A 21227-nucleotide genomic window follows, 5' to 3' on the forward strand; every position below is an offset into this window, starting at 1 on the left:
CCCCTGGCCCGGTGATCATGCACGGGTTCCCGCCCGTGCTCTCCGATCTGCGGAGTCACCGTTTCTGATCGTGCACCGGCATGACGATGTGAAAGGGTCATTCGACCCTCCGGAAGTGCTCCAGAGGGACGACGGAGCTGCCCGCCATCTGCTTGGCCGTACCGAAGCCGAGAAAGTCGAGGTTGAGCTCGCAGGTCACGGTGGCCTTGACGACGCCGCCTTCCGTCCAGTCCGTGCCGGACATGCTGACCTGCGGAGAACACTCACCCGACAGGGCGGCCTCGGCGGCGTCGGTCGCGGCGGCCTCGGCCTCGGAATGCGTCCGCTGGACCGACGCCGCCCGCGCCGCGTCCCGCGCCGCGCCGTTGACCTCTCCCTGCGCCTCCACGATCCGGCCCGCGCCGACGAGGAACATGAGGAAGATCAGGAAAACCGGTGCCAGCAGGACTGTTTCGGCCGTCATCGACCCCCTGTCCAACCGGGTCCGGCGCCTGGGACGAGTCATTCGCACCCGCCGGAGCCGTCGTCGGGACGGAAGCACTCGATCGGACCGCCGAAATGGGACGTGATGGTGAACGTCATCTCCGGCAGCAGCGGCACCACCTGCACCGCGCTCCCTGTCACGTCCATGCCGCGCTGGTCCCCTTTCTCCCACGCCGTGGCTTTCGCGTTCTTGAGCAGCTCAGGCCCGATCGCTTGCACGATCTGTACGGCTTTCGCCTCCGCTTCGGACTGCCACCCGTCTGAGGTGCCGGCGGCGCGGGCGATCCGGGCGCCTTCCCTCGCCGCGGCGTCGGCGACCTGCCGCCCGTGGAACCAGAGCGTGAGCTGGATGATCAGCAGCACCACGGCCAGCACGACCGGCATGATGATGGCAAGCTCGATCACCGCCGCCCCGCGCTCGCCGCGACCGCCACGGGCCTTGGGCACGCCGCCGGGGCCGCGCGCCTGACGCGGCGGCCGGTCGGGTGCGCCCTGGGTCTCCACCACTAGCCCCCGGTGCCCCCGGTGCCCCCGGTGCCTCCGCCTCCGCCGAAGTTGGTGGTGATGTCCGCCTCCCTCTGCGAGACGAGGTTCCTGATCAGGGCGGCAAGGCCCATGGCGACCCCCGCGATGATGGCGGTGATGATCACCCACTCGACTGCCGAGGCTCCCCTGCTGGGAGCGGTGCGGGCGCGGTCGATACGCACGTGCAGTACGGCGATCATGTAGTTCAGCCAGAGGAGCATTACGACCCCAACATTTTCATCGCTGCGGGATAACTAAGGAAGATCACGAAGCCCGCGCACAGCAGGAGCTGAGCGACGAGCATCGACTGGGACCGTTCTCCGGCCTTGCCCTCGACCTCGGCCAGCTCACGGCGTCTGAGGGTGGCGGCGCGAGCCGTGAGGGAGGCGCGGACCTTGGCGCCGTCGTCGGCGACGAGCCCGAGGGCGGCCGACAGGTCACGGAGCTCGTCGACGTTGATCTCGTCGCCGAGCTGGCCGAGGGCCTGCCAGGGGGTGATGCCGACGATCCGGGCGTTGGCGAGCGCTTCGCGGATGCGTTCCATGGCCCAGTTGGAGCCGGCGCCGGATCCGGCCACTCCGGCGGCTCCCGCCGTTCCGGCCTGTGCCACGGGGGCCACGCCGTTGACGGGGGCGGGGCCGGGGCTGCCCACGGACACGGCCATCATGAGGGCCTCGGGGACGCCGCGGCCGCCCGCCAGATTCATCGAGACGAGATCGAGGAAGGCCCCGACCGCGTGGCGGAAGTCGCGCCGCCGGGTCGCCGCGTCGCGCCGGATCTGCAGGTCCGGCAGGAGGAAGAACACGACGGACACCAGCAGGGCCGACCAGAGCGGCACCTGCACCGACAGCCCCCAGCCCATGAGCGCCAGCCAGCCGACCATCAGCGGGAACGCCAGCAGGCCCGAGACGGCGAGCAGGACCTTCGTCGCCAGGAAGCCCTCGAAGGACTTGCCCAGCAGGGCCAGGTCGGCCCTGATCGAACGAACCTCCCAGCCCCGGGAGGCGTAGAAACGCGCCAGCCGCAGGCCGAGACCACGCCGGAAGGCGCTGACGTTCTCGTCGGGCGCGATCAGCGGCGCTCGCGGCACGTCCATGCCGTCCCGGGCGAGATCGAGCGCGGCGAGACGGGCGACCAGCCCCGGCCGCGGCGGGAACAGCGCTCGGAACAGCAGGAAGAGCCCAAGGCCGACCAGGGCTCCGGTGAGTACGGACTCGGTCATGGCGCCTCTCCGATCGCGTGCTCACGATCGACGCCGGGGCGGATGGGAGGCGTCTCGGAAGGCTCTCGCCAGATCACGATGGAGGGAAGGCCTGGCCGCCGGGCCACCGTGAGAATCTTCGCTTGATCACGGCTGGTCATTGAGCAGGTCACCTCCCCTTCGCGGGAACTTCTGCATGATCACGCCCGAGGGTGAGGGGGGTGCTGAGGAGGTCGTGGACGTCGATGTGGTGGATGTTGAGGTCGTCGATGTCGTGGATGTCGTCGGGGTCGCCGCTGAAGGACGTGGCGTGGGGCGGTGATAGGGGGCGAGGATCCGGGCGGGCTTGTCGAAACGGGCGAGCCGCCGCATCCAGGCGAAGCCCGCGCCGAACAGGGCCGCCACCACGACCAGCACGGCCTGGCCGAGCAAGGAGTCGTACTCCTCGACGTACGACCGGTTGAAGATCACCAAGGCCCCCGCGAAGGCCAGCGCCGTGCCGACCACGATCTGCACGCTCTTGCGGGTCGACCTGCGCTCCGCCTCCACGCGCCGCCGCATGTCCAGCTCCTCGCGGGCCGACACGGCGAGGGCGGACAGCACGTCCCTGAGCCCCGGCCCGCGAAGCCGCGAGTTGAGGATCAGGGCGGCCACCACGAGGTCGGCCGAGGGGTCGTCCAGCTCGTCCGCGAACATCCGCAGCGCGTCCGCCAGCGCCATGCGGGTGTGCAGGCGGTCGACGAGCGCCCGCAGGTGCGGCTGCAGCATGGGCGCGGCCGCCCGGATCGACGACGGGATGGCCTGTTCGAGTCCGGCGGCTCCGGCGATGGTGTCCCGCAGCGACTCGGTCCACGCGGCCAGCCCCTCAAGCCGCCGCATCGCGGCCCGCTCCTCTCCCGCGCCTCCGGTGAGACCCCGCCAGGCCAGGACAAGCAGCACGGCTCCCCCGGCGATGACCGGCCAACCGGTCACCACCAGCACGACCACGCCGGTCACGGCGGCGACGGCCGACCGGGTGGACAGGGTCCTGAGGAGTTGCAGCCGCCTGGCCTTCCCATCGGGACCGGCGGGCCGGGGACGCATGCCGTACAGGGAGAGGGCGAAGAGGAACAGCCCCCCACCGACCACGGCGCCGGACAACAGCACCAGCGGATCGAAGACGCCCGGAGGCAGCAGCGGCATCACAGCCTCCCTCGGCGCGGCTGAAGAGTCGGCGGGCTCATCGCCACGCTCCTTGCGACGGGTCGTAGCCGTGCGCGGCGAGCTCGTCGATGCAGGAGATCGGGGCGTGCGGCATGACCTGGTCGCCCGACAGGGCGAAGACCTCGGAGGACAGCACGCGGCCGTCGCAGCCCGTGACCTCCCGGACGCTGGACACGAACCGGCGCAGTGTGCCGCCGACGTGGTAGTCGTTGCGCTTCTCGATGAAGACGACGAAGTCGATGGCGCCCGCGATGAGCATGTGCGTGGCCTCGATCGGGAGCCGTTCCTCCGCCTGGAGGGCGTAGGTCGCCACGCGGTTGAAGACCTCCATCGAGGAGTTCGCGTGGATGGTCGACAGGGAGCCGTCGTTGCCCTGGGTCATCGCGTTCAGCATGGTGACGATCTCGTCGCCCAGCACCTCGCCGACGATGACCCGCGACGGGTTCATGCGAAGCGAGCGCCGGACCAGCTCGGCCATGGTGATCTCGCCCTGGCCCTCCGAGTTGGGCAGGCGCTGCTCGAACGCCACGACGTTCGGGTGCAACTCGGGGAACTGGTCGAGGCCGAGCTCCAGCGCCCGCTCGACCGTGATCAACCGCTCGACGGGCGGGATCTCGTTGGCCAGCGCCCTGAGCAGGGTCGTCTTCCCCGCGTTCGTCGAGCCGGCGATCATGATGTTCTTGCGGGAGGCAACGGCGGCCGACAGGAACCGGCCGACCTCGGCCGTCATCGTGCCGTTCCCGACCAGGTCGCTCAGGAACACCTTGCCCAGCCGGGCGCGGCGGATCGAGATGGCGGGCCGTACGGTCACGTCCATGACGGCCGACAGGCGGGAGCCGTCGGGAAGGCGCAGGTCGAGCTGCGGGTTGGCGGTGTCGAACGGCCGGGATGACAGCCCTGAGTAGGCCGCGAGGATCTGGATGAGCTCGATCAGCTCCTCGTCGGATTCGGCCACGGGGTCGTGCATGAGCTCCTGGCCGTCCGCGTAGCCCACGAAGACCCGGTCGTAGCCGTTGATGTCGATGTTCTCGACCTCGGGGTCGTCGAGGAAGGGCTGGAGCCGTCCCACGCCGAACAGGGCGGCGTGGATCCCGGCCGCGAGAGCCTCCTCCTCTTCCGCGGTCGGCGGGGTCCGGCCGACGCCGATCTCCCCCCTGGCGAACTCCTCGAGCACCTGGGCGATGAGCGCGCGGGCGAACTGCCGCTCGTCCTCGCCCGTCATCGGCGGGACGCCGCTGGCCTGGTCGAGCCGCCGCTGCTGGGCCAGCCGGTCGCCGACCTCCTGCCGGAAGCGCTTGACCAGCCCGTGGTCGATGGGCCGCCCTGGCGTGCTCATGGTGTCGCTCCGGAACGGCCGCGCGTCGACTGAGGAGAGGGAGAAGAGGGAGCGTGCGAGGAGGGAGCGTGTGGGGAGGGGGCGTCGGGTCGCTCGCCGGACGCCACATGGCTGGCCAGTCGCCCGGCGAGCTCTCGCGCCGTCCGGACGAGGAGGCTGCGGTCGAGCCGGCCGCCCCACTGGCCGCGGAGCAGCTCAGCGCCCTTCGGGTCGTACGCCAGGCCGCCCACGAAGGCCACGTCCCAGCCGGAGACGATGCGGCGGACCTCGTCGAGCGAGCCGCGGTACGACCGGGGGTCGGCGATCACCACCACGCCCACCTGGCGGTTGATCAGGGACAGCCGCTCGCGCAGGTGGGCGACGTGGTCGAGGCTCGCCCGGGTGAACAGCACCACCTGGTCGGCCTCGGTGAGCAGATCGTTGATCTGGGGATACAGCCCGAGGCGGCCGCAGTCGGCGAGCACGTCGGCCTGCGGCAGCGCGGCCAGCGACCGGCCGAGCGGGCCCCACAGCCAGGTGAGCCCCGCGGCCTGCTCGCCGTTGGTCAGCCCCGCGAGCACGTCGAGGCCGCCGACGAGCTTCTGGGTGTGCTCGTAGACCTGCTCGGCGTGGAGGCCGCGCCTGGCGACCGCTCCGAGGCTGAGCAGGCCGCGCCCGGGGTTCAGCACGCCGCCGTCCTGCGCCGGAAGCCGGTAGGCCAGGTCGCCGCCGGAGGGGTCGCACTCGGCCAGCAGGACCGGGCGGGGCCACACGGCGCCGAGGGCGGTGGCGGCGGTCGTCACGCCGGGCGCCCCCTTGTCGGCCGCGAGCACGATGAGCGCCACGTCATTTCACCCCGGGCAGCAGGGTGAGGGCGACCTCGCCGCTTGACGCGTACTGGGCGATGGTGGGGGCGACGCTCGAATCGACGATCACTGAGACGAGCCCCGTCGAGGAGGTTCTGCTCCCTGGGGCCCCGACGCTCTGGACCCTGGCGCTGGACGCCAGCACGCGCTGCTGCGCGACGGCCCCCGACCCGCGTCCGGCCGACGCCACATAGATCACCTGGACCACGTCGCCGACGTCCAGGCCGACCGGCGTCTGCCCCGCCTTGAGCGCGAGGCCCACGATCGCCTTGCCGGGGCCGACCAGGGCGCTGTCCGTCGTGACCATCCGCTCGGTCAGCAGCGTGCCGGGCAGCAGGGTCACCGCGGCGTACGTCTTGGCGACCCGGTCGCGGAACGTCCAGGGCACGTAGTCGATGTCGGTCTCGGCGATCGACACCTCCTGGAGGGCGGTCATCGGGACGAGCTGCCCCGCCCCGACCTGCCGGCCGACGCGGATGGCGGAGACCCGGTCGCCGCTGCGCAGGACGAGCAGTGTGGTGGCCAGCGCCCCGCCCAGGATGAGCAGCACGGCGAGCGCCGCGAGGGCGGGTTTCCGCTCTCTCGGCGGCACGGGAAGCTTCCGGGAAGCGGGTCCGGAAAGGCCGGACCGCTCGCTCGCCGGTGCGCGACCGTCTTGGGCAGTCTTCTCGCTGATCCTCATGGGTGGGGGACTCCCAGGGATGATCGCGCCCTTTTTCGGGCCGCTCGAATTCGTTTACGGTCTTGCTCTTTGCTCCGACTTCACCACATTATGGGCAGCTTTCCCTTCTCACGTTGCCGTAAAGCGGCGACCCATGCTTATCCGTTAGGAATACGCCTGTCAACGGCAGTGGATCTAGATCCATCCCAGCAAATAGCTTTCTAATACCGCTATTTTGTGATATCCGAAACTCACCTGATTCCCAGCGGTCACATCTTTCACACGGGTCGTTCAGGTCACGGCTACCAGCACACGAGCCGGTTGTCCACAGGGTCGCGGGGTGGACGTGAAAGAGATTCATGTCTATCGGTTGGATAAACGCCTTGTCACAGGGCGAAGCAGCGGCACCCGGCTAGAGCCCCTTCCGTCCCCATGCACGTTGTCCACAGCGATATCCACCATCGGGCCCCGCCGCTCCGGGGGGCGCACGACAGGCAGTGGCTGCTGGTGCTGATGTGACTCATGTGACAGAAGTGGTAGACGAGCTTTACCGATTGGGACAACCGAGCAGATCGACAGGGGACACGGCCGCTACCTTGTCCCGCGAAGAGATCTTCACGAGATCCTCTCCAGATGAAACCCTCTGACCGAGAAAACGTCTCTCCACCCGATGCCCTCCGCTGAGGGCCTGGAGCCTGCGCATGCGGATTACGCTCACCGTGGTCACCGAGCACGGCCACCGCGACGTGGTGGTGGAAGGCGACGAGGCGACCACGGTCGCCGGGCTCGCCGCCGCGCTCGACAGCTCCTCCGGCCGCCCTTCCAACGTCGTACGGCTCCCGCGCGCCAGGGCGCCCTACGACCTCGACAGGGGCCAGCGAACGGAGCCCGCCGAGGCCAAGCTTTGGCTCGACGGGCGGCCGCTCGACCCGGACAGCGCCGTCTTCGGGCTCCTCCGCGATGGCGACCTGATCGCCGTGGACGGCCACGCCGCGTCCGCCACCATGACCGAGGAGCCCGACGGCGTGGTGGAGCTCCGCGTGGTCGGCGGCCCGGGAGCGGGCGTCGTCCACCGGCTCGGCTTCGGCACGCACACCATCGGCGCCGATCCGGCGTGCGCGATAGCCGTACCGGATCCGCTGATGCCGGCGCGAGCCGCCGTGATCCGGCTGACTCCCAGCGCCATCACAGTGGAACCCGCGGACCTGTCCAGCGGTTCCAGCGGTCATGGATCAGGCGGCCTCCACCTCGACGGGGAGCCGGTCATCGACGCGACGCCGTGGCCGGAGCGGGCGACGCTGTCCTGTGGCGGCTCGGCCTTCTCCATCGGCCCGGTCCAGCCGCCCGACGCCCACCTGGACGCTCTGCCCGACGGCGGGCTGGCCTACAACCGTCCGCCCCGGCTCCAGCGGCCCGAGCGCCAGCGGCGCATCGTCGTCCCGGCCGAGCCCAAGCGGGCCGAGGGGATGCGGCTGCAACTGCTGGCCGCACTGCTCCCCGCCGTCTTCGGCCTGGTCATGGCGCTCGTCTTCCACCAGTGGTACTTCATGCTGATCGCGTTGATGACACCGCTGATCATGCTGGGGCAGTGGGCCGGGGACCGCAGGCACGGCCGGAAGAAGCACCGCCAGGCGGTCAAGGCGTACAAGGAGCGGCTGGCGGCGTACGAGACCGAGGTCGCGAAGGCCGTCAAGGACGACGAGGCCGAACGGCGGAACGGCGCCCCCGATCCCGCCGAGGTGCTGCTCACGGCGACCGGCCCACGGCGGAGACTGTGGGAGCGGCGGATCCACGACCGTGACGCGCTGCGGCTCCGGGTGGGGCTGGCCGACCTCCCCGCCGACCTCGACTTCGAGCCCGAGAGCGGCACGCCCGCCGACTCCCCCCGTCATGACCAGCATCTCTGCCGGGACGTCCCCGTCGCCCTCGTCATGCGGCGGCTCGGCGTCGCGGGCCTCACCGGGCCGAGAGATGTGGCCCTCGGCTCCGCCCGGTGGCTGGTCGGGCAGGCGGCCGCCCTGCACAGCCCGCGCGACCTCGCCATCGTCGTGCTGTCCGCCAACGCCGACAGCGCCGACCAGTGGGGCTGGGTCCGCTGGCTGCCGCACTGCGCGTCCGACGCCGCCTCGCGCGGGGGCTCCCTCACCGCCGACTGCGTCGCGCTCGTCGGCGCCGATCCCGAGGCGGCCGCTCGCCGGGTCTCCGAACTGGCGACCCTCGTCGCCGAGCGTCTCGACAGCGACGGCACAGGCGGAACAGGCGGAACAGGCGGCACAGGCGGCGGGCCGTACGGCGCGGTCCTGCGGAACTCCCGGCTGACGGGCGGCCCGGCGGGCTGGGAGGACCTGGGCCGCGCCGGTTCGGCGCAGGCGGCCGAGCCGGCCTTCGCCACCTATGACGAGCGCCCCTACGACGTGCTCGTCATCCTCGACGGCGCCCAAGTGCTGCGGGGCCTTCCCGGCATGCCCCAGGTGCTCAGGCAGGGCCCGAGGGCCGGGGTCTACACGATCGCGATCGACGAGGACGAGCGGCTGCTGCCCGAGGAGTGCGCCACCGTGGTGTCGTGCGGCCGGGACGGGTCGGTACGGCTGCGCGGCGGCGGCCTCGACCCCATCAGCGGGATCCGGGCCGACCGCGTGTCCCCGTCGTGGGCCGACCGCCTGAGCCGGGCGCTGGCCCCTCTCCGCGACGTGAGCCGGGACGACCCCTCGTCCGCGCTTCCGGACTCCGTCCGCCTGCTCGACCTGCTCGGGCCCGTCGACATCGCCAAGCAGTGGGGCCGGTCGACCCGCGCGGTCATCGGCGTGGGCCCGGAGGGCCCGTTCGAGGTGGACCTCAGCAAGGACGGCCCGCACGCCCTGATCGCCGGAACCACCGGCGCGGGCAAGTCGGAGCTGCTCCAGACGTTGATCTGCTCGCTCGCGGTCGCCAATCGGCCGGACGAGATGACTTTCGTCCTCATCGACTACAAGGGCGGCGCGGCCTTCAAGGAGTGCGTACGGCTCCCGCACACGGTCGGCATGGTGAGCGACCTCGACGGCCACCTCACCCAGCGGGCCCTGTCGTCGCTGGCCGCCGAGATCCGCCGCAGAGAGCGCCTGCTCCTGGACGCCGGGGCGAAGGACATCGACGACTACCAGCGGCTCCGGGCACGCGGCGCGACCTGGGTCCTGGGCGCGGGCGGGGTGCGCCAGGCGCGGACCAGCGGCATCTTCGGCGGCCCCGGAACGGGTGGCCCTGGTGACTCCGGAGAAGCGGATGCGGGTGTCGACTCAGGCGGCCCCCATCCGTCGCTCCCCCGGCTCGTGCTGATCATCGACGAGTTCGCCGCGCTGGTGGCGGAGCTGCCCGACTTCGTCGACGGGCTCGTGGACATCGCCAGACGCGGCCGGTCGCTCGGCATCCACCTGATCCTCGCCACACAGCGGCCCGGCGGCGTCGTGACCGCCGACATCCAGGCCAACACCTCGCTGCGGATCGCCCTCCGGGTGACCGACGGCCGAGAGTCGGCCGACGTCATCGACGTGCCCGACGCGGCGCACATCTCCCGATCGACCCCCGGCCGCTGCTACGTGAGGTCCGGTTCCGGCCCGGCGGTGGCCGTACAGACCGCCCGCATCGGAGGGCGCACCCCGTCATCCGGCTCCGGGAGCGCCGGCCCCGGCCGTGGCGACGAGGTGCGGGTGATCGACCTGTCCTGGCAGGCGCTGGGCCACCCCCTTGAGGTTTCGGCCAGGGTGGAGACCTCGGCCGACACCGACCTCGCCCTGCTCGTGGACGCCATCGTCCAGGCCGGTCGCGGGATCCCCCGGCAGCCCAGCCCGTGGCTCCCGCCGCTCTCCGAGCGCGTCACGCTGGACGGCACAGAGGCGACCGGCTGGACGGCGTCCCCCGCCCAGCCGTACCGGCCGGGAGCGGAGGAGGTGCCGCCGCTGCCGTTCGGGATCGCCGACCTGCCGTGGGAACAGGGCAGACGACCTCTCGTGCTCGATCCGCGCCATGGGGGCCACCTGCTCATCGCCGGTACGGCACGCAGCGGCCGCTCGACGGCGCTCCGGACGATCGCGGGGTCGATCGCGGCCGGAGCGTCTCCCGAGGACGTCCACATCCATGCCGTCGACTGCGGCTCTGGAGCCCTGCTGCCGCTGGTCGGCCTGCCGCACTGCGGCGCGGTGGTCACCCGTGACCAGCTCGATCGGGTCGAGCGCCTCCTCACGCGCCTGCGCGCCGAGGTCGGCCGCCGCCAGCAACTCCTGGCCGAGGCCGGGTACGCCTCGCTGGCCGAGGCCCGCGCGGCGGCTAGGCCCCAAATGGAGACCGGCCGTGCCATCAGGCCGCAAATCGGGCGGCTGCCGTACCTCGTGCTGATGGTCGACCGGTGGGAGGGCTACGTCGCCGCGTTCGAGAACTACGACTACGGGCGGCTGCTCGACGCGCTGATGCAACTCCTACGTGAGGGCCCGGCCGTGGGCCTGCGTGCCGTCGTCACCTCGGACAGGTCGGGACTGCTCGGGCAGATCTCCACCGTCTTCGAGGACCGTCTGATCCTCCGGCTCGCCGACCCCGCCGACTACGGGCTGGCCGGGCTGCCGGTGCGCACCCTGCCCACCTCGATGCCGCCTGGCCGGACGCTGTCGATCGGCGAGCACGGCCTGGTGGAGGGCCAGATCGCCCTGCTCGCGGACGACCCCTCAGGCCCCGCTCAGGTGGCCGCCCTCCAGGAGCTCGGCCGTACGGCCACGGCCCGGTTCGGCGGCGACCCGCAGCGGCGGGGAGGTTTGACGCCGGGCGGATGGGCCTGGGGATCAGAGCCGCCGCTGCGGGTGGACGCGCTGCCCATGCGCATCACGGCCGACCAGGCGCTGGAGCTCGCGCCGTCGTTCGAGCCGCCGTCGCCGCTGTGGGCGCTGCTCGGCGCGGGCGGCGACGCCCTGGCCCCGCTGGGCGTCGACCTGCTGGCCCAGGGCCCGGCCGCGGTGGTCGCCGGACCGGCCCGCTCGGGACGGTCGTCGTGCCTCGTCACGGCGGCCAGGTCGCTGCTCCAGCGGGGCACGCCGATCCTGGCCGTCACCCCGCGCCGGAGCCCCCTGCGTGAGCTGGCGGGGTCGCCGGGCGTGCTGGCCGTACTGGACGGAAACGCGAGAGGCGTGGACGGCGGAGGCGCGGACGACTTCGGCGGCCTGCCGGGGGCGCATGACCCGCTCGCGCTGGTCGCGGGTCAGGAGCGGTACGTGCTGATCGTGGACGACGCGGAGCTGATCTCCCCCGAGTCGATGCTCGGCCTCGCGGTGGAGGAGGCGCTCCGTACGGCGCGGGACGGGGAGCACGGGCTGCTGCTCGCGGGGACGACCGGGGATCTGGCGACGGCCTACCGCGGATTCGTGGCGGAGGCGCGCAAGGCGCGGACGGGGCTGCTGCTGGCGGTGCAGAGCCCGGCCGACGGCGACCTGTTCAACGTACGGCTGCCGCGCGGCGCCGTGGGAGGCCCTCCGGGGCGCGGCCTGCTGGTGGTCTCGGGGACCGCGACCCCGATCCAGGCCGCGATCCCCGGATAGCCGGATGGCTGTCCAGCTGTATTGCGGGAGGCGCTAGCGGGTCGCGGACTCGATGTTGCCGCGGTAGGTGTTGATGACCCGGGACGCCTCGTTGAGCTCCTCCGACATGCGCTGGAACGCCGCCCGGTAGCTCTGCCAGGCGTCGTGGAAGCGCTGCGCGCCGGGGCCGGTCCAGGCGGTGCCGACCTTGGCAGCCTCACGGTCGAGGTTGGCCATCGTGGCGCGAACCTGGTCCGCCTGCTGGGTGAACTGCGCGGCCATGCTCTGCATCTCCGCCGGGTTGCCGCCGAGCAAGTTACTCATTCGGTCACTCCTTTATCGACAGGGGGCCGCCCTCACCGTAGATCCTCAGTCAATTCTGTGAACCCCTTTATGCCGAGCGGCTATACCACTGGGGCCCGGCGGGGGATTGACTCGCGCGGATCGGCATCGGCCCGACGAGGACGCGCTATATCGGGGGCGGGGATCTCCGGAGCCGGCAGGCCGCTTAAACTCCATGAAGGTCAGCCAGGCCCGGGACGAAGGGATGACGGCGGTGCAGAAGGTCCTGATCGCCAACCGCGGCGAGATCGCCGTACGGATCGCCCGTGCGTGCAAGGACGCCGGGCTGGCCAGCGTCGCGGTGTACGCCGACCAGGATCTGGACGCGCTCCACGCACGGGTGGCCGACGAGGCGCACGCGCTCTACGGGCAGAGCCCGGCGGAGACCTATCTCAACATCGGCAAGCTCCTTTCCGTGGCACGCCAGACAGGGGCGGACGCGGTCCACCCCGGCTACGGCTTCCTCGCGGAGAACGCCGACTTCGCGCAGGCCGTGGAGGACGCGGGCCTGATCTGGATCGGCCCGCCGCCCGCCGCCATCACCGCGCTCGGCGACAAGGTCCAGGCCCGGCACATCGCGCAGCGCGTCGGCGCCCCGCTCGTGGCGGGCACGCCCGACCCCGTCTCCGGAGTGGACGAGGTCGTCGCGTTCGCCGAGGAGCACGGACTGCCGATCGCCATCAAGGCCGCGTTCGGCGGAGGCGGCCGCGGGCTCAAGGTGGCGCGGACGATCGAGGAGATCCCCGACCTCTACGAGTCCGCCGTCCGGGAGGCCGTCACGGCCTTCGGGCGCGGCGAGTGCTTCGTGGAGCGCTACCTCGACCGGCCCAGGCACGTCGAGACCCAGTGCCTCGCCGACCGGCACGGCGACGTCGTGGTCGTCAGCACCCGCGACTGCTCGCTCCAGCGCCGCCACCAGAAGCTGGTCGAGGAGGCCCCCGCGCCGTTCCTCTCCGGCGAGCAGCGGGACCTGCTCTACTCGTCGTCCAAGGCGATCCTGCGCGAGGCGGGCTACGTCGGCGCGGGCACCTGCGAGTTCCTCGTCGGCCAGGACGGCACCGTCTCCTTCCTCGAGGTCAACACGCGGCTCCAGGTCGAGCACCCCGTCACCGAGGAGGTCTCCGGGATCGACCTCGTCCGGGAGATGTTCCGCATCGCCGACGGCGAGGCCCTCGGCTACGACGACCCCGTGCCGCGCGGCCACTCGATCGAGTTCCGGATCAACGCCGAGGACGCCGGCCGGGGCTTCCTGCCCGCTCCCGGCACGCTGACGTCGATGCGCGCCCCCTCGGGCCCCGGCGTACGGCTCGACTCGGGCTACGAGACGGGCATGACCGTGCCGCAGTCCTTCGACTCCCTCGTCGCGAAGCTCATCGTCACCGGATCCTCGCGGCGGCAGGCGCTGGAGCGGTCGCGCCGGGCGCTGGCCGAGTTCGAGATCGGCGGCATGCCCACCGTCCTTCCGTTCCACCGGGCGGTCGTGGAGGATCCCGCCTTCGTCGATGAGCCCTTCTCCGTGCACACCCGGTGGATCGAGACCGAGTTCGCGAACGAGATCCCGCCGTTCGAGGGGCCGGTCGAGGCCGGGGAGCAGGTCGAGCGGGAGCGCATCACCGTCGAGGTCGGCGGCAAGCGCCTCGAGGTCGTCCTTCCGTCCGAGTTCGGTACGGCAGGCCGTACAACGGCCAAGAAGGCGCCGGGGCGGGGCGGTGGAAACAACCCGAAGAAGGCGGCGGTCGGCGGCGACTCCCTCGTCAGCCCGATGCAGGGGACGATCGTCAAGGTCGTCGCCTCTGACGGGGACACGGTGGCGGCCGGGGACACGATCGTCGTCATCGAGGCGATGAAGATGGAGCAGCCGCTCGCGGCGCACAAGCCCGGCACGGTCACGGGTCTCACCGCCGCGGTCGGCCAGACCGTGACCGCCGGAGCCGTGATCTGTGAGATCAAGGACGCCTGAGCCTCCGGGACGCGTGCGATCGCCCGGTCCAGGGCGTTCGAACAGGCGGTCCATGGGTAGGCATCACTGTTTGCCGGAGAGGAACCGTCGCGCGGAGGAACTGTCGCGCAGAGGAACCATCGCGTAGAGGAACCATCCCGCCCTGCCGTTCGTCCTGTAGGGCGAAGGAGGCTTGAAGCCGTGACCATCACACAACCGCTGGGCCGCGTGGGGGCCGCCATGGCGGCGCTGCTCGTCGGTCTTTTCGCGCTGTTCGCGCTCTCCCCCGCCGCCCATGCCGCGACCCCGCCGAGTCCCGACACCGTGCTCGCGGCGTGGAAGAGCGGCGACCCGCTCTTCGTCCAGAGCGGCGCACCACTGTCGTCCAGCCAGCAGGACGACATCCGCAAGGCGCTGAAGGGCTCCAAGTCCAAGATCTACGTGGCCGCGCTGCCCGACGGCACCGTGACCAGCGCCGAGGCGCGCACGTTCATCAACGGCCTCGGCAGGGCGCTCGACGCGGCGGGCCGGTCGAGTGCCACGGTGGCCGTCCTGGACGGGACCAGTCTGTTCGCCGGTTCCAGCGCCCTGCCGCGGAGCGTGTCGGCGGGTCAGCTGGCCAGGCTCGCCACCGCCAGTAACAAAGACGTGGTCACCGGCATGGAGGACTTCGTCAACCGCGTCAACCTCGCCGTGGAGGGCGACAAGGACGCACTGGACAAGGGCAGCACGGCCGGCGGCGGGGGCGGCGGCGTGCTGGTCGGCATTCTGGGAGTCGCCGTCGTCGGTGGTGCCGGTTTGTGGATCATCTCTCGCCGCATGAAGCGGAAGCGCGAGGAGAAGGAGGCGGCCGAGCTCGCCGCGGTCAAGCAGACCGTCGAGGAGGACGTCACCAAGTTCGGTGAGGAGATCACCGCTCTCGACGTGGACGTCAAGATGCTGCCGCAGGCCGAGACCTCGTCCGACTGGCAGCGCGCGCTCGACTCCTACGAGCGGGCCAAGAACGAACTCGCCGCGGTGAAGCGCCCCGACGAGCTCCGTACGGTCACCTCGACCCTGGAGGACGGCCGGTACGCCCTGGCCTGCGTCAAGGCGCGGGTGAACAACCAGCCCCTGCCCGAGCGGCTGCCCCCGTGCTTCTTCAACCCGCAGCACGGCCCGTCCGTCCGCACCGTCCGCTGGGCCCCGCCTGGTGGCGCGGTCCGCGACGTCCCGGCCTGCGCGGCCGACGCCGAGGCCGTCGAGCGCGGCTTCGACCCGCAGATGCGTGAGGTCGTGGTCAACGGCCAGCGCCGGCCGTACTGGGACGCCGGTCCCGCCTACCAGCCCTACGCCTACGGCTACTACGGCGGCTTCGGCGGCGACCTGCTGACCGGCATGCTGGTCGGCACCGTGCTCGGCAACGCCTTCGGCGGTGGCTGGGGCGGCTACGGGTACGGCGGCGGCTCGGGTTACGAGTCCGGCTACCAGGACGGCGTCGCGGCCGGCGGCGGCGACTTCGGCGGCGGAGGAGACTTCGGCGGTGGCGGCGGCGACTTCGGTGGCGGCGGCGACTGGGGCGGAGGCGGCGACTTCGGCGGAGGAGACTTCGGCGGCGGCGACTGGTAACCCCCCCTCGGGCGTGATCATGCACTCTTTCCCGGGGTAGCCGGGTGGCCTGCGGTTTCTGTCTTCGTGACCTTGCACTTCACGCAAAGTGCAAGGTCACGAACGTTTACGCCCTGTCCACGAAGCCGTGCGGGAACCTGTGCATGATCACAACTTGAGAATGGCATGGCCGAGGCACTCCCGAGGAATCCGTGCATGATCACGGCCATGAGGGGGGATGTAAGGGGCTTGCAAGTCAGGGTTAAGATCACGTGAGAAACTCGGGGCGTTCCCTCCAGGAGGCCCCCAGTGCTGCGTATCGCCCCCCTCGCCGGCGCCGTGTTCTTCGCCGCCGCGTTGTCCGTCGCCGCCCCGGCGACAGCCGTACAGGCCGCCGCCGGCCCCTGCAAGCCGGGCAGCGGGCCCAACCTGCGCGGCAAGGACTTCACCCACGGCGCGACCCTCCCCTACGACCTGCGATGCGCCGATCTCACCAAGGCCAAGCTCGACGAGGTGGACCTGACCCAGAAGGACCTCACGGGCGCCATCCTGCGGGACGCCTCGCTCAAGGAGGCCGACCTCACGCAGGCCCACCTCGAGTACGCCGATCTGCGCGGGGCCGACCTCAGTGACGCCGACCTCGGCCAGTTGAAGGCCAAGCAGGCCGACCTCCGCGGCGCGATCCTGATCGACGCCGAGGCCGGCCAGGCGGAGTTCCCCCACGCGGACCTGACCGAGGCGGTCCTGACGAGGGCTGTGCTGACCCAGGCCAACCTGACCAACGCCACGCTCGTCGACGCCGACCTCACAGAGAGCACTCTCGGGCAGATCAAGGGCCGGACGGCCGACTTCACCAGGGCCAAGCTCAAGGATGCCAAGCTCGGCCAGGCGGAGCTCCAGCACACGGTCCTGAAGAACGCCGACCTGAGCCGGGCCGAGCTCACCCAGGCCGACCTGCAGGGCGCCGACCTGACGGGCGCCAACGTCCAGGGCGCTTCCTTCACCCAGGCCCAAGACCTCAACCTGACCGGGACGAGCGGCAGGGCCGTCAACGTCCCGGACGACGCCATCAACGGCCGGCCCGCCTCGGACAAGGAAACCGGCGAGGAAACCGCCGAAGACCCCGGCACGCAGTACACAGGGACGGACACACTGGGCCGGGATGCCGCTCTCAGGGGTCCTTCGCCGGCGCTGATCCTGGTGATCGTGAGCGGCCTGGGGCTCAGCCTCACGCTGCTGATCTGGGGCGTCACCCACCGGCGCAGGGAGCGCTTCGCGGCCGCCATGGCGGTGGCCCGCCACACGGCCGAGGAGGAGGTCACCCGGTTCGGCGAGGAGATCGACTCTCTCGACTTCGAGATGAAGGTCAACCAGGTGAGCGGCCCGACCCACGAGTGGCGGGCGGCGCTCGACGCCTACGAGGCCGCCAAGCAGGCCCTTCACATCGCCCAGACGCCCTACGAGCTGCAGGCCGCGGCGTCAGCCGTACAGCATGGGCGGTACGCCTTGCAGCAGGTCAGGTCGCGGCTGTCGAATACCGGGGCGTCAGATACCGGCGGTCAGCGGTGACATGAGGCGCCGGGCCGCCTCGGTGATCGACCCGGACAGCGATGGGTAGACGGCGAACGTGTGGGCGAGCTGGTCGACCGTGAGCCGGTGCTGGACGGCGACGGAGAGGGCCAGGATCAGCTCCGACGCCCGGGGGGCCACCACGACGCCGCCGAGCACGATGCCCGTGTTCGGCCGGCAGAAGAGCTTGACGAAGCCGTCGTTGAAGCCCTGCATCTTGGCCCGGGCGTTGGTGGCGAGGGGTAGCTTGACGACGTTGGCCTCGATCTCGCCGGACTCGATCTGCTTCTGCGACACGCCGACGGCGGCGATCTCCGGGTCGGTGAAGATGTTGGAGGCGACGGTGGCCAGGCGGATGGGCTGTACGGCCTCGCCCAGCGCGTGCCAGACCGCGATGCGGCCCTGCATGGCGGCGACCGAGGCGAGCATCAGCACGCCGGTGCAGTCGCCGGCCGCGTAGACACCGGGCGCCGAGGTCCTGGACACCTTGTCGACCTCGATGAACCCGTTCCGGTCGAGCCTCACGCCGTTGTCCTCCAGGCCGATCCCGGCGGTGTTGGGCACCATGCCGACGGTCATGAGGCAGTGCGAGCCCTCGGCGGTCCGGCCGTCCTCCAGCGTGACGACCACGCCGTGCTCGGTGCGCTTGACGGACGAGGCGCGGGAGCGGCCCAAAACGTTCATCCCGCGCCGCCGGTAGACCTCTTCGAGCACCTCGGCCGCGTCGGCGTCCTCGTTGGGCATCATCCGGTCGCGCGAGGACACCAGGGTCACCTCGGAGCCCAGCGACTGGTAGGCCCCGGCGAACTCGGCCCCGGTCACACCGGAGCCGACCACGATCAGGTGCTCGGGCAGCTCCTGGAGGTCGTACAGCTGCCGCCAGCTCAGGATGCGCTCCCCGTCGGGCTCGGCGCCGGGCAGCACACGCGGATGGGCTCCGGTGGCCACGATGACGACGTCGGCCCGGATCGTCCGGTCCCCCGCGCGGACCACCTGGGGATCGACCAGCCGTCCCGAGGCCCGGACGACCTCCACGCCCTCGGCGGCCAGCCGCGCGGCGACGTCGACGGACTGGGCCTGGGCCAGCTCCTTGACCCGTTTGTTCACGAGGGGCATGTCGGCCGTCACGCCGCCGACCTCGCCGTCGCCCCCTCCACTGAAATGGACGCCCAGGGAGGACGCGTCCAGCAGCGCCTGTTTACGGACAGAGGTGGCGATCAGGGTCTTGGAAGGCACGCAGTCGGTGAGCACACATGCGCCACCAGGGCCTTCCTGCTCGACCACTGTGACCTGGGCCCCCAATTGCGCGGCAACGAGAGCCGCCTCATATCCGCCGGGGCCACCACCGATGATCACAATCCTCGTCACATGCTCCATTGTCCCGTATCGGGGCAACCGCGTCCCGAGGAGGGGCCATGAGAGGCGCGGTAACGGTTCGACTACGCGGATTTCCCCGGGGACAGGTTTCTTTTCCCCCGGGGAGCAGGTGGTCTTTCTCCCGAGGAGAGGTCGTCCGCGCTCCGTTCGTTCAACTTTCAGGATCTTGGATTAGTCTTGTGTGCCGTGCCTGTTTACGCGGCGTATGGCAGCAACATGGACCCCAAACAGATGGCAGAGCGGGCTCCCCACTCGCCTATGCGTGGTACCGGCTGGCTTCCGGGCTGGCGGCTCACCTTCGGCGGGGAGGACGTCGGCTGGGAGGGCGCCCTCGCCACCGTCGTCGAGGACTCCGACGAGCAGGTCTTCGTCGTCCTCTACGACGTGCCGGAGTGGGACGAGTCCTCCCTCGACCAGTGGACCGGCACCGACCTGGGGTTCTACCGCAAGGTACGGCTCCGCGTCGCGACCCTGGAGGGCGACGTGCTGGCCTGGTCCTACGTGCTCGATTCGTACGAGGGCGGCCTGCCGTCGGCCCGCTACCTCGGCATCCTCGCCGACGCGGCGGAGAAGGCGGGCGCCCCGGACGACTACGTCAGCGGCCTGCGCACCCGCCCCTGCAGGTCCCTCGGCGACTGACGCCGGATGAAGAGGCGCGGTCATACGGCCGTGCGTGAGGTGGCGTGGCTGTTCCTGCGGCTCGGGACGATCGCGTTCGGCGGCCCCGCCGCGCACATCGCGATGATGCACGACGAGCTGGTCCGCCGCCGCGGCTGGCTCACCGAGCAGCGCTTCCTCGACCTCCTCGGCGCGTCGAACCTCATTCCCGGCCCGACCTCGACCGAGCTGGCCATCCACATCGGGCACGAGCGGGCCGGATGGCGCGGCCTGGTCGCCGCCGGAGCCTGTTTCATCCTCCCGGCCACCGTCATGGTGGGGGCGCTCGCCCACCTCTACGTCACGTACGGCTCGACCCCGGCGGTCCACGGCGTGCTGTACGGCATCAAGCCCGTCGTCATCGCGATCATCTTCTGGGCTCTGCGGTCCCTCGTCCGGACCGCGCTGAAAACCCCCTTCCTGTGGGCCCTCGCCGTGGCGGTCCTCGTGGCGTACCTCCTGGGACTGAACGAACTGGTCCTCCTCGCCGCCGGTGGCGCCGTCACCGTCCTGGTACGGCTCTCGCGGTCCGCGGGGCCCGGCGGCCCGGCCGCCAGAGCGCAGGGGCTCCTCGCCTGGCCGCTCGCGGCGCTGGCGGGCAACGACCAGCTCGTGCGGCTGTTCCTGACGATGCTCAAGATCGGTGCCGTGCTGTACGGCGGCGGCTACGTGCTGCTGGCCTTCCTCCATGGGGACTTCGTCGAACGGCTGCACTGGCTGACCGACACCCAGCTCACGGACGCGATCGCGATCGGGCAGGTCACCCCTGGGCCGGTGTTCACGACGGCGACCTTCGTCGGCTACCTCGTCGCGGGGGTGCCGGGGGCCGTCCTCGCGACCGTTGGCATCTTCCTCCCGTCGTTCCTCCTGGTCGGCCTGCTGACGAAGCTGACCGACAAGATCCGGTCGAAGGAGTGGTCGTCCGCGCTGCTTGACGGGGTGAACGCCGCCGCCCTCGCACTCATGGCCGGGGTCGGCGCCCAGCTTGCCCACGGGTCGCTCGTCGATCCGCTGACGGTGATCCTGTGCGCGGCAGCCGTACTGGCCCTGTGGAGGACTTCGCTGAACACCACGTGGCTGATTCTGGCGGGTGGTGTTGCCGGGGTGCTTCATACCGTTCTGTACGCTCACTAAAGTGACCAACGACGCTTACGTTCTGGCGGCAGAGGCCGCGACCACGCTGCGCAATCTCGCCGGCATCCCCTCCTTCGACGTCGCCCTTGTCATGGGCTCCGGCTGGGTGCCCGCCGCGGACACGATCGGCGAGACGATCGCCGAGTTCCCTGTGACCAAACTGCCCGGTTTCACGCCACCCGCCGTCGCCGGGCACGCGGGCGTCATCCGCGCCGTGCGGACCGGCGCCGGGCTCAACGCCCTCATCTTCCTCGGCCGCACGCACCTCTACGAAGGCCGCGGCGTCGAGCCGGTGGTCCACGGCGTCCGTACGGCTGTCGCGGCCGGAGTGCGCACGGTCGTGCTGACCAACGCGGCCGGCGGCCTGCGCCCCGAGACCCAGAACGTCGGCGACCCGGTCCTGATCAGCGACCACATCAACCTGACCGGCGGCAACCCGATCACCGGGGCCACGTTCGTCGACCTCACCGACGTCTACACCCCGCGCCTGCGGGAGCTCGCCCGCGAGGTGGACCCGTCGCTGACCGAGGGCGTCTATGTGGCGTTCCGCGGGCCGACCTATGAGACGCCCGCCGAGATCCGCATGCTCCGCACGCTGGGCGGCGACCTGGTCGGCATGTCCACCGTGCTGGAGGCCATCGCGGCCCGCGAGGCGGGCGCCGAGGTGCTCGGCATCTCCCTGGTCACCAACCCCGGCGCCGGCCTGGTCGGCGAGCCGCTCAACCATGAAGAGGTCCTGGAGGTCGGCCGCGCCACCGCCGCGCGCATGGGCGTCCTGCTGGCCAAGGTCGTCGACAAGCTGTAACCCCCCACAACGCGATGGCAGGCCCCGGA

17 protein-coding genes are annotated in these 21227 nt (G+C 71.2%); 7 read left to right on the forward strand and 10 right to left on the reverse strand.

Annotation, left to right across the window (positions count from 1 at the left end):
* Positions 1 to 97: 97 nt before the first annotated feature.
* From ABH927_RS10390 to ABH927_RS10425, 8 genes are all read right to left on the reverse strand, one after another.
* On the reverse strand, positions 98 to 463 hold the full coding sequence (locus tag ABH927_RS10390) for a TadE/TadG family type IV pilus assembly protein (protein ID WP_370020282.1): 366 nt from the start codon (positions 461 to 463) through the stop codon (positions 98 to 100).
* 38 nt (positions 464 to 501) lie between these two features.
* Positions 502 to 990 (reverse strand): TadE/TadG family type IV pilus assembly protein, encoded by a 489-nt coding sequence (locus tag ABH927_RS10395; RefSeq protein ID WP_370020284.1) that lies wholly within the window; start codon positions 988 to 990, stop codon positions 502 to 504.
* Complete coding sequence (locus ABH927_RS10400) at positions 990 to 1229, reverse strand: hypothetical protein (protein WP_370020286.1); 240 nt, start codon at positions 1227 to 1229, stop codon at positions 990 to 992. Before ABH927_RS10400 ends, ABH927_RS10395 begins: the two co-directional genes overlap by 1 nt.
* Positions 1229 to 2230 (reverse strand): type II secretion system protein, encoded by a 1002-nt coding sequence (locus ABH927_RS10405; protein WP_370020288.1) that lies wholly within the window; start codon positions 2228 to 2230, stop codon positions 1229 to 1231. Before ABH927_RS10405 ends, ABH927_RS10400 begins: the two co-directional genes overlap by 1 nt.
* Before the next feature lie 126 nt (positions 2231 to 2356).
* Complete coding sequence (locus ABH927_RS10410; protein ID WP_370020290.1) at positions 2357 to 3391, reverse strand: type II secretion system F family protein; 1035 nt, start codon at positions 3389 to 3391, stop codon at positions 2357 to 2359.
* 37 nt (positions 3392 to 3428) lie between these two features.
* The gene (locus ABH927_RS10415; RefSeq protein ID WP_370020291.1) at positions 3429 to 4748 is read right to left on the reverse strand and encodes a CpaF family protein; all 1320 of its coding nucleotides are present in this window, start codon (positions 4746 to 4748) and stop codon (positions 3429 to 3431) included.
* The gene (locus tag ABH927_RS10420) at positions 4745 to 5572 is read right to left on the reverse strand and encodes a hypothetical protein (RefSeq protein WP_370020293.1); all 828 of its coding nucleotides are present in this window, start codon (positions 5570 to 5572) and stop codon (positions 4745 to 4747) included. Before ABH927_RS10420 ends, ABH927_RS10415 begins: the two co-directional genes overlap by 4 nt.
* A 1-nt stretch (position 5573) precedes the next feature.
* Entirely contained in the window at positions 5574 to 6185 is a 612-nt protein-coding gene (locus ABH927_RS10425) for a hypothetical protein (protein ID WP_370020295.1), read from the reverse strand.
* A 770-nt stretch (positions 6186 to 6955) separates the two neighbouring features.
* Between ABH927_RS10425 and ABH927_RS10430 the strand changes: the two genes are divergently transcribed.
* Positions 6956 to 11809 (forward strand): FtsK/SpoIIIE domain-containing protein, encoded by a 4854-nt coding sequence (locus ABH927_RS10430; protein WP_370020297.1) that lies wholly within the window; start codon positions 6956 to 6958, stop codon positions 11807 to 11809.
* A gap of 33 nt (positions 11810 to 11842) precedes the next feature.
* Here ABH927_RS10430 and ABH927_RS10435 read toward each other — a convergent pair whose 3' ends face one another.
* Entirely contained in the window at positions 11843 to 12112 is a 270-nt protein-coding gene (locus tag ABH927_RS10435; protein WP_370020299.1) for a WXG100 family type VII secretion target, read from the reverse strand.
* Between the two features lie 232 nt (positions 12113 to 12344).
* On the opposite strand from ABH927_RS10435, the gene ABH927_RS10440 reads away from it, so the two are divergent.
* The 3 genes from ABH927_RS10440 (at position 12345) to ABH927_RS10450 (ending at position 17225) form a co-directional block, all read left to right on the forward strand.
* Positions 12345 to 14090: a biotin carboxylase N-terminal domain-containing protein gene (locus ABH927_RS10440; RefSeq protein ID WP_370020802.1), complete on the forward strand. Its 1746-nt coding sequence runs from the start codon at positions 12345 to 12347 to the stop codon at positions 14088 to 14090.
* Positions 14091 to 14270: 180 nt separating this feature from the next.
* The gene (locus tag ABH927_RS10445; protein ID WP_370020301.1) at positions 14271 to 15677 is read left to right on the forward strand and encodes a hypothetical protein; all 1407 of its coding nucleotides are present in this window, start codon (positions 14271 to 14273) and stop codon (positions 15675 to 15677) included.
* Positions 15678 to 15965: 288 nt separating this feature from the next.
* The gene (locus tag ABH927_RS10450) at positions 15966 to 17225 is read left to right on the forward strand and encodes a pentapeptide repeat-containing protein (RefSeq protein WP_370020303.1); all 1260 of its coding nucleotides are present in this window, start codon (positions 15966 to 15968) and stop codon (positions 17223 to 17225) included.
* Here the strand turns inward: ABH927_RS10450 and ABH927_RS10455 are convergent.
* On the reverse strand, positions 17202 to 18593 hold the full coding sequence (locus ABH927_RS10455) for an NAD(P)H-quinone dehydrogenase (RefSeq protein WP_370020305.1): 1392 nt from the start codon (positions 18591 to 18593) through the stop codon (positions 17202 to 17204). The genes ABH927_RS10450 and ABH927_RS10455 overlap by 24 nt on opposite strands.
* 195 nt (positions 18594 to 18788) lie before the next feature.
* Between ABH927_RS10455 and ABH927_RS10460 the strand changes: the two genes are divergently transcribed.
* The 3 genes from ABH927_RS10460 to ABH927_RS10470 are packed head-to-tail and all read left to right on the forward strand — an operon-like array spanning position 18789 to position 21198.
* Positions 18789 to 19241: a gamma-glutamylcyclotransferase gene (locus ABH927_RS10460; protein WP_370020307.1), complete on the forward strand. Its 453-nt coding sequence runs from the start codon at positions 18789 to 18791 to the stop codon at positions 19239 to 19241.
* A 30-nt stretch (positions 19242 to 19271) separates the two neighbouring features.
* Entirely contained in the window at positions 19272 to 20393 is a 1122-nt protein-coding gene (chrA, locus tag ABH927_RS10465; RefSeq protein WP_370020309.1) for a chromate efflux transporter, read from the forward strand.
* 1 nt (position 20394) lies between these two features.
* Positions 20395 to 21198 (forward strand): purine-nucleoside phosphorylase, encoded by an 804-nt coding sequence (locus tag ABH927_RS10470; protein ID WP_370020311.1) that lies wholly within the window; start codon positions 20395 to 20397, stop codon positions 21196 to 21198.
* The last annotated feature ends 29 nt before the right edge of the window (positions 21199 to 21227 follow it).

The sequence above is a fragment of the Planotetraspora sp. GP83 genome, from assembly GCF_041262585.1.
Lineage (GTDB): Bacteria > Actinomycetota > Actinomycetes > Streptosporangiales > Streptosporangiaceae > JAOEGB01.

Excerpts from the sequence above, each read along its gene's own strand:
- ABH927_RS10410 (WP_370020290.1), bottom strand. The coding sequence starts at position 3,391 with ATGCCGCTGCTGCCTCCGGGCGTCTTCGATCCGCTGGTGCTGTTGTCC.
- ABH927_RS10415 (WP_370020291.1), bottom strand. The coding sequence starts at position 4,748 with ATGAGCACGCCAGGGCGGCCCATCGACCACGGGCTGGTCAAGCGCTTC.
- ABH927_RS10390 (WP_370020282.1), bottom strand. The coding sequence starts at position 463 with ATGACGGCCGAAACAGTCCTGCTGGCACCGGTTTTCCTGATCTTCCTC.
- ABH927_RS10405 (WP_370020288.1), bottom strand. The coding sequence starts at position 2,230 with ATGACCGAGTCCGTACTCACCGGAGCCCTGGTCGGCCTTGGGCTCTTC.
- ABH927_RS10400 (WP_370020286.1), bottom strand. The coding sequence starts at position 1,229 with ATGCTCCTCTGGCTGAACTACATGATCGCCGTACTGCACGTGCGTATC.
- ABH927_RS10430 (WP_370020297.1), top strand. The coding sequence starts at position 6,956 with ATGCGGATTACGCTCACCGTGGTCACCGAGCACGGCCACCGCGACGTG.
- ABH927_RS10435 (WP_370020299.1), bottom strand. The coding sequence starts at position 12,112 with ATGAGTAACTTGCTCGGCGGCAACCCGGCGGAGATGCAGAGCATGGCC.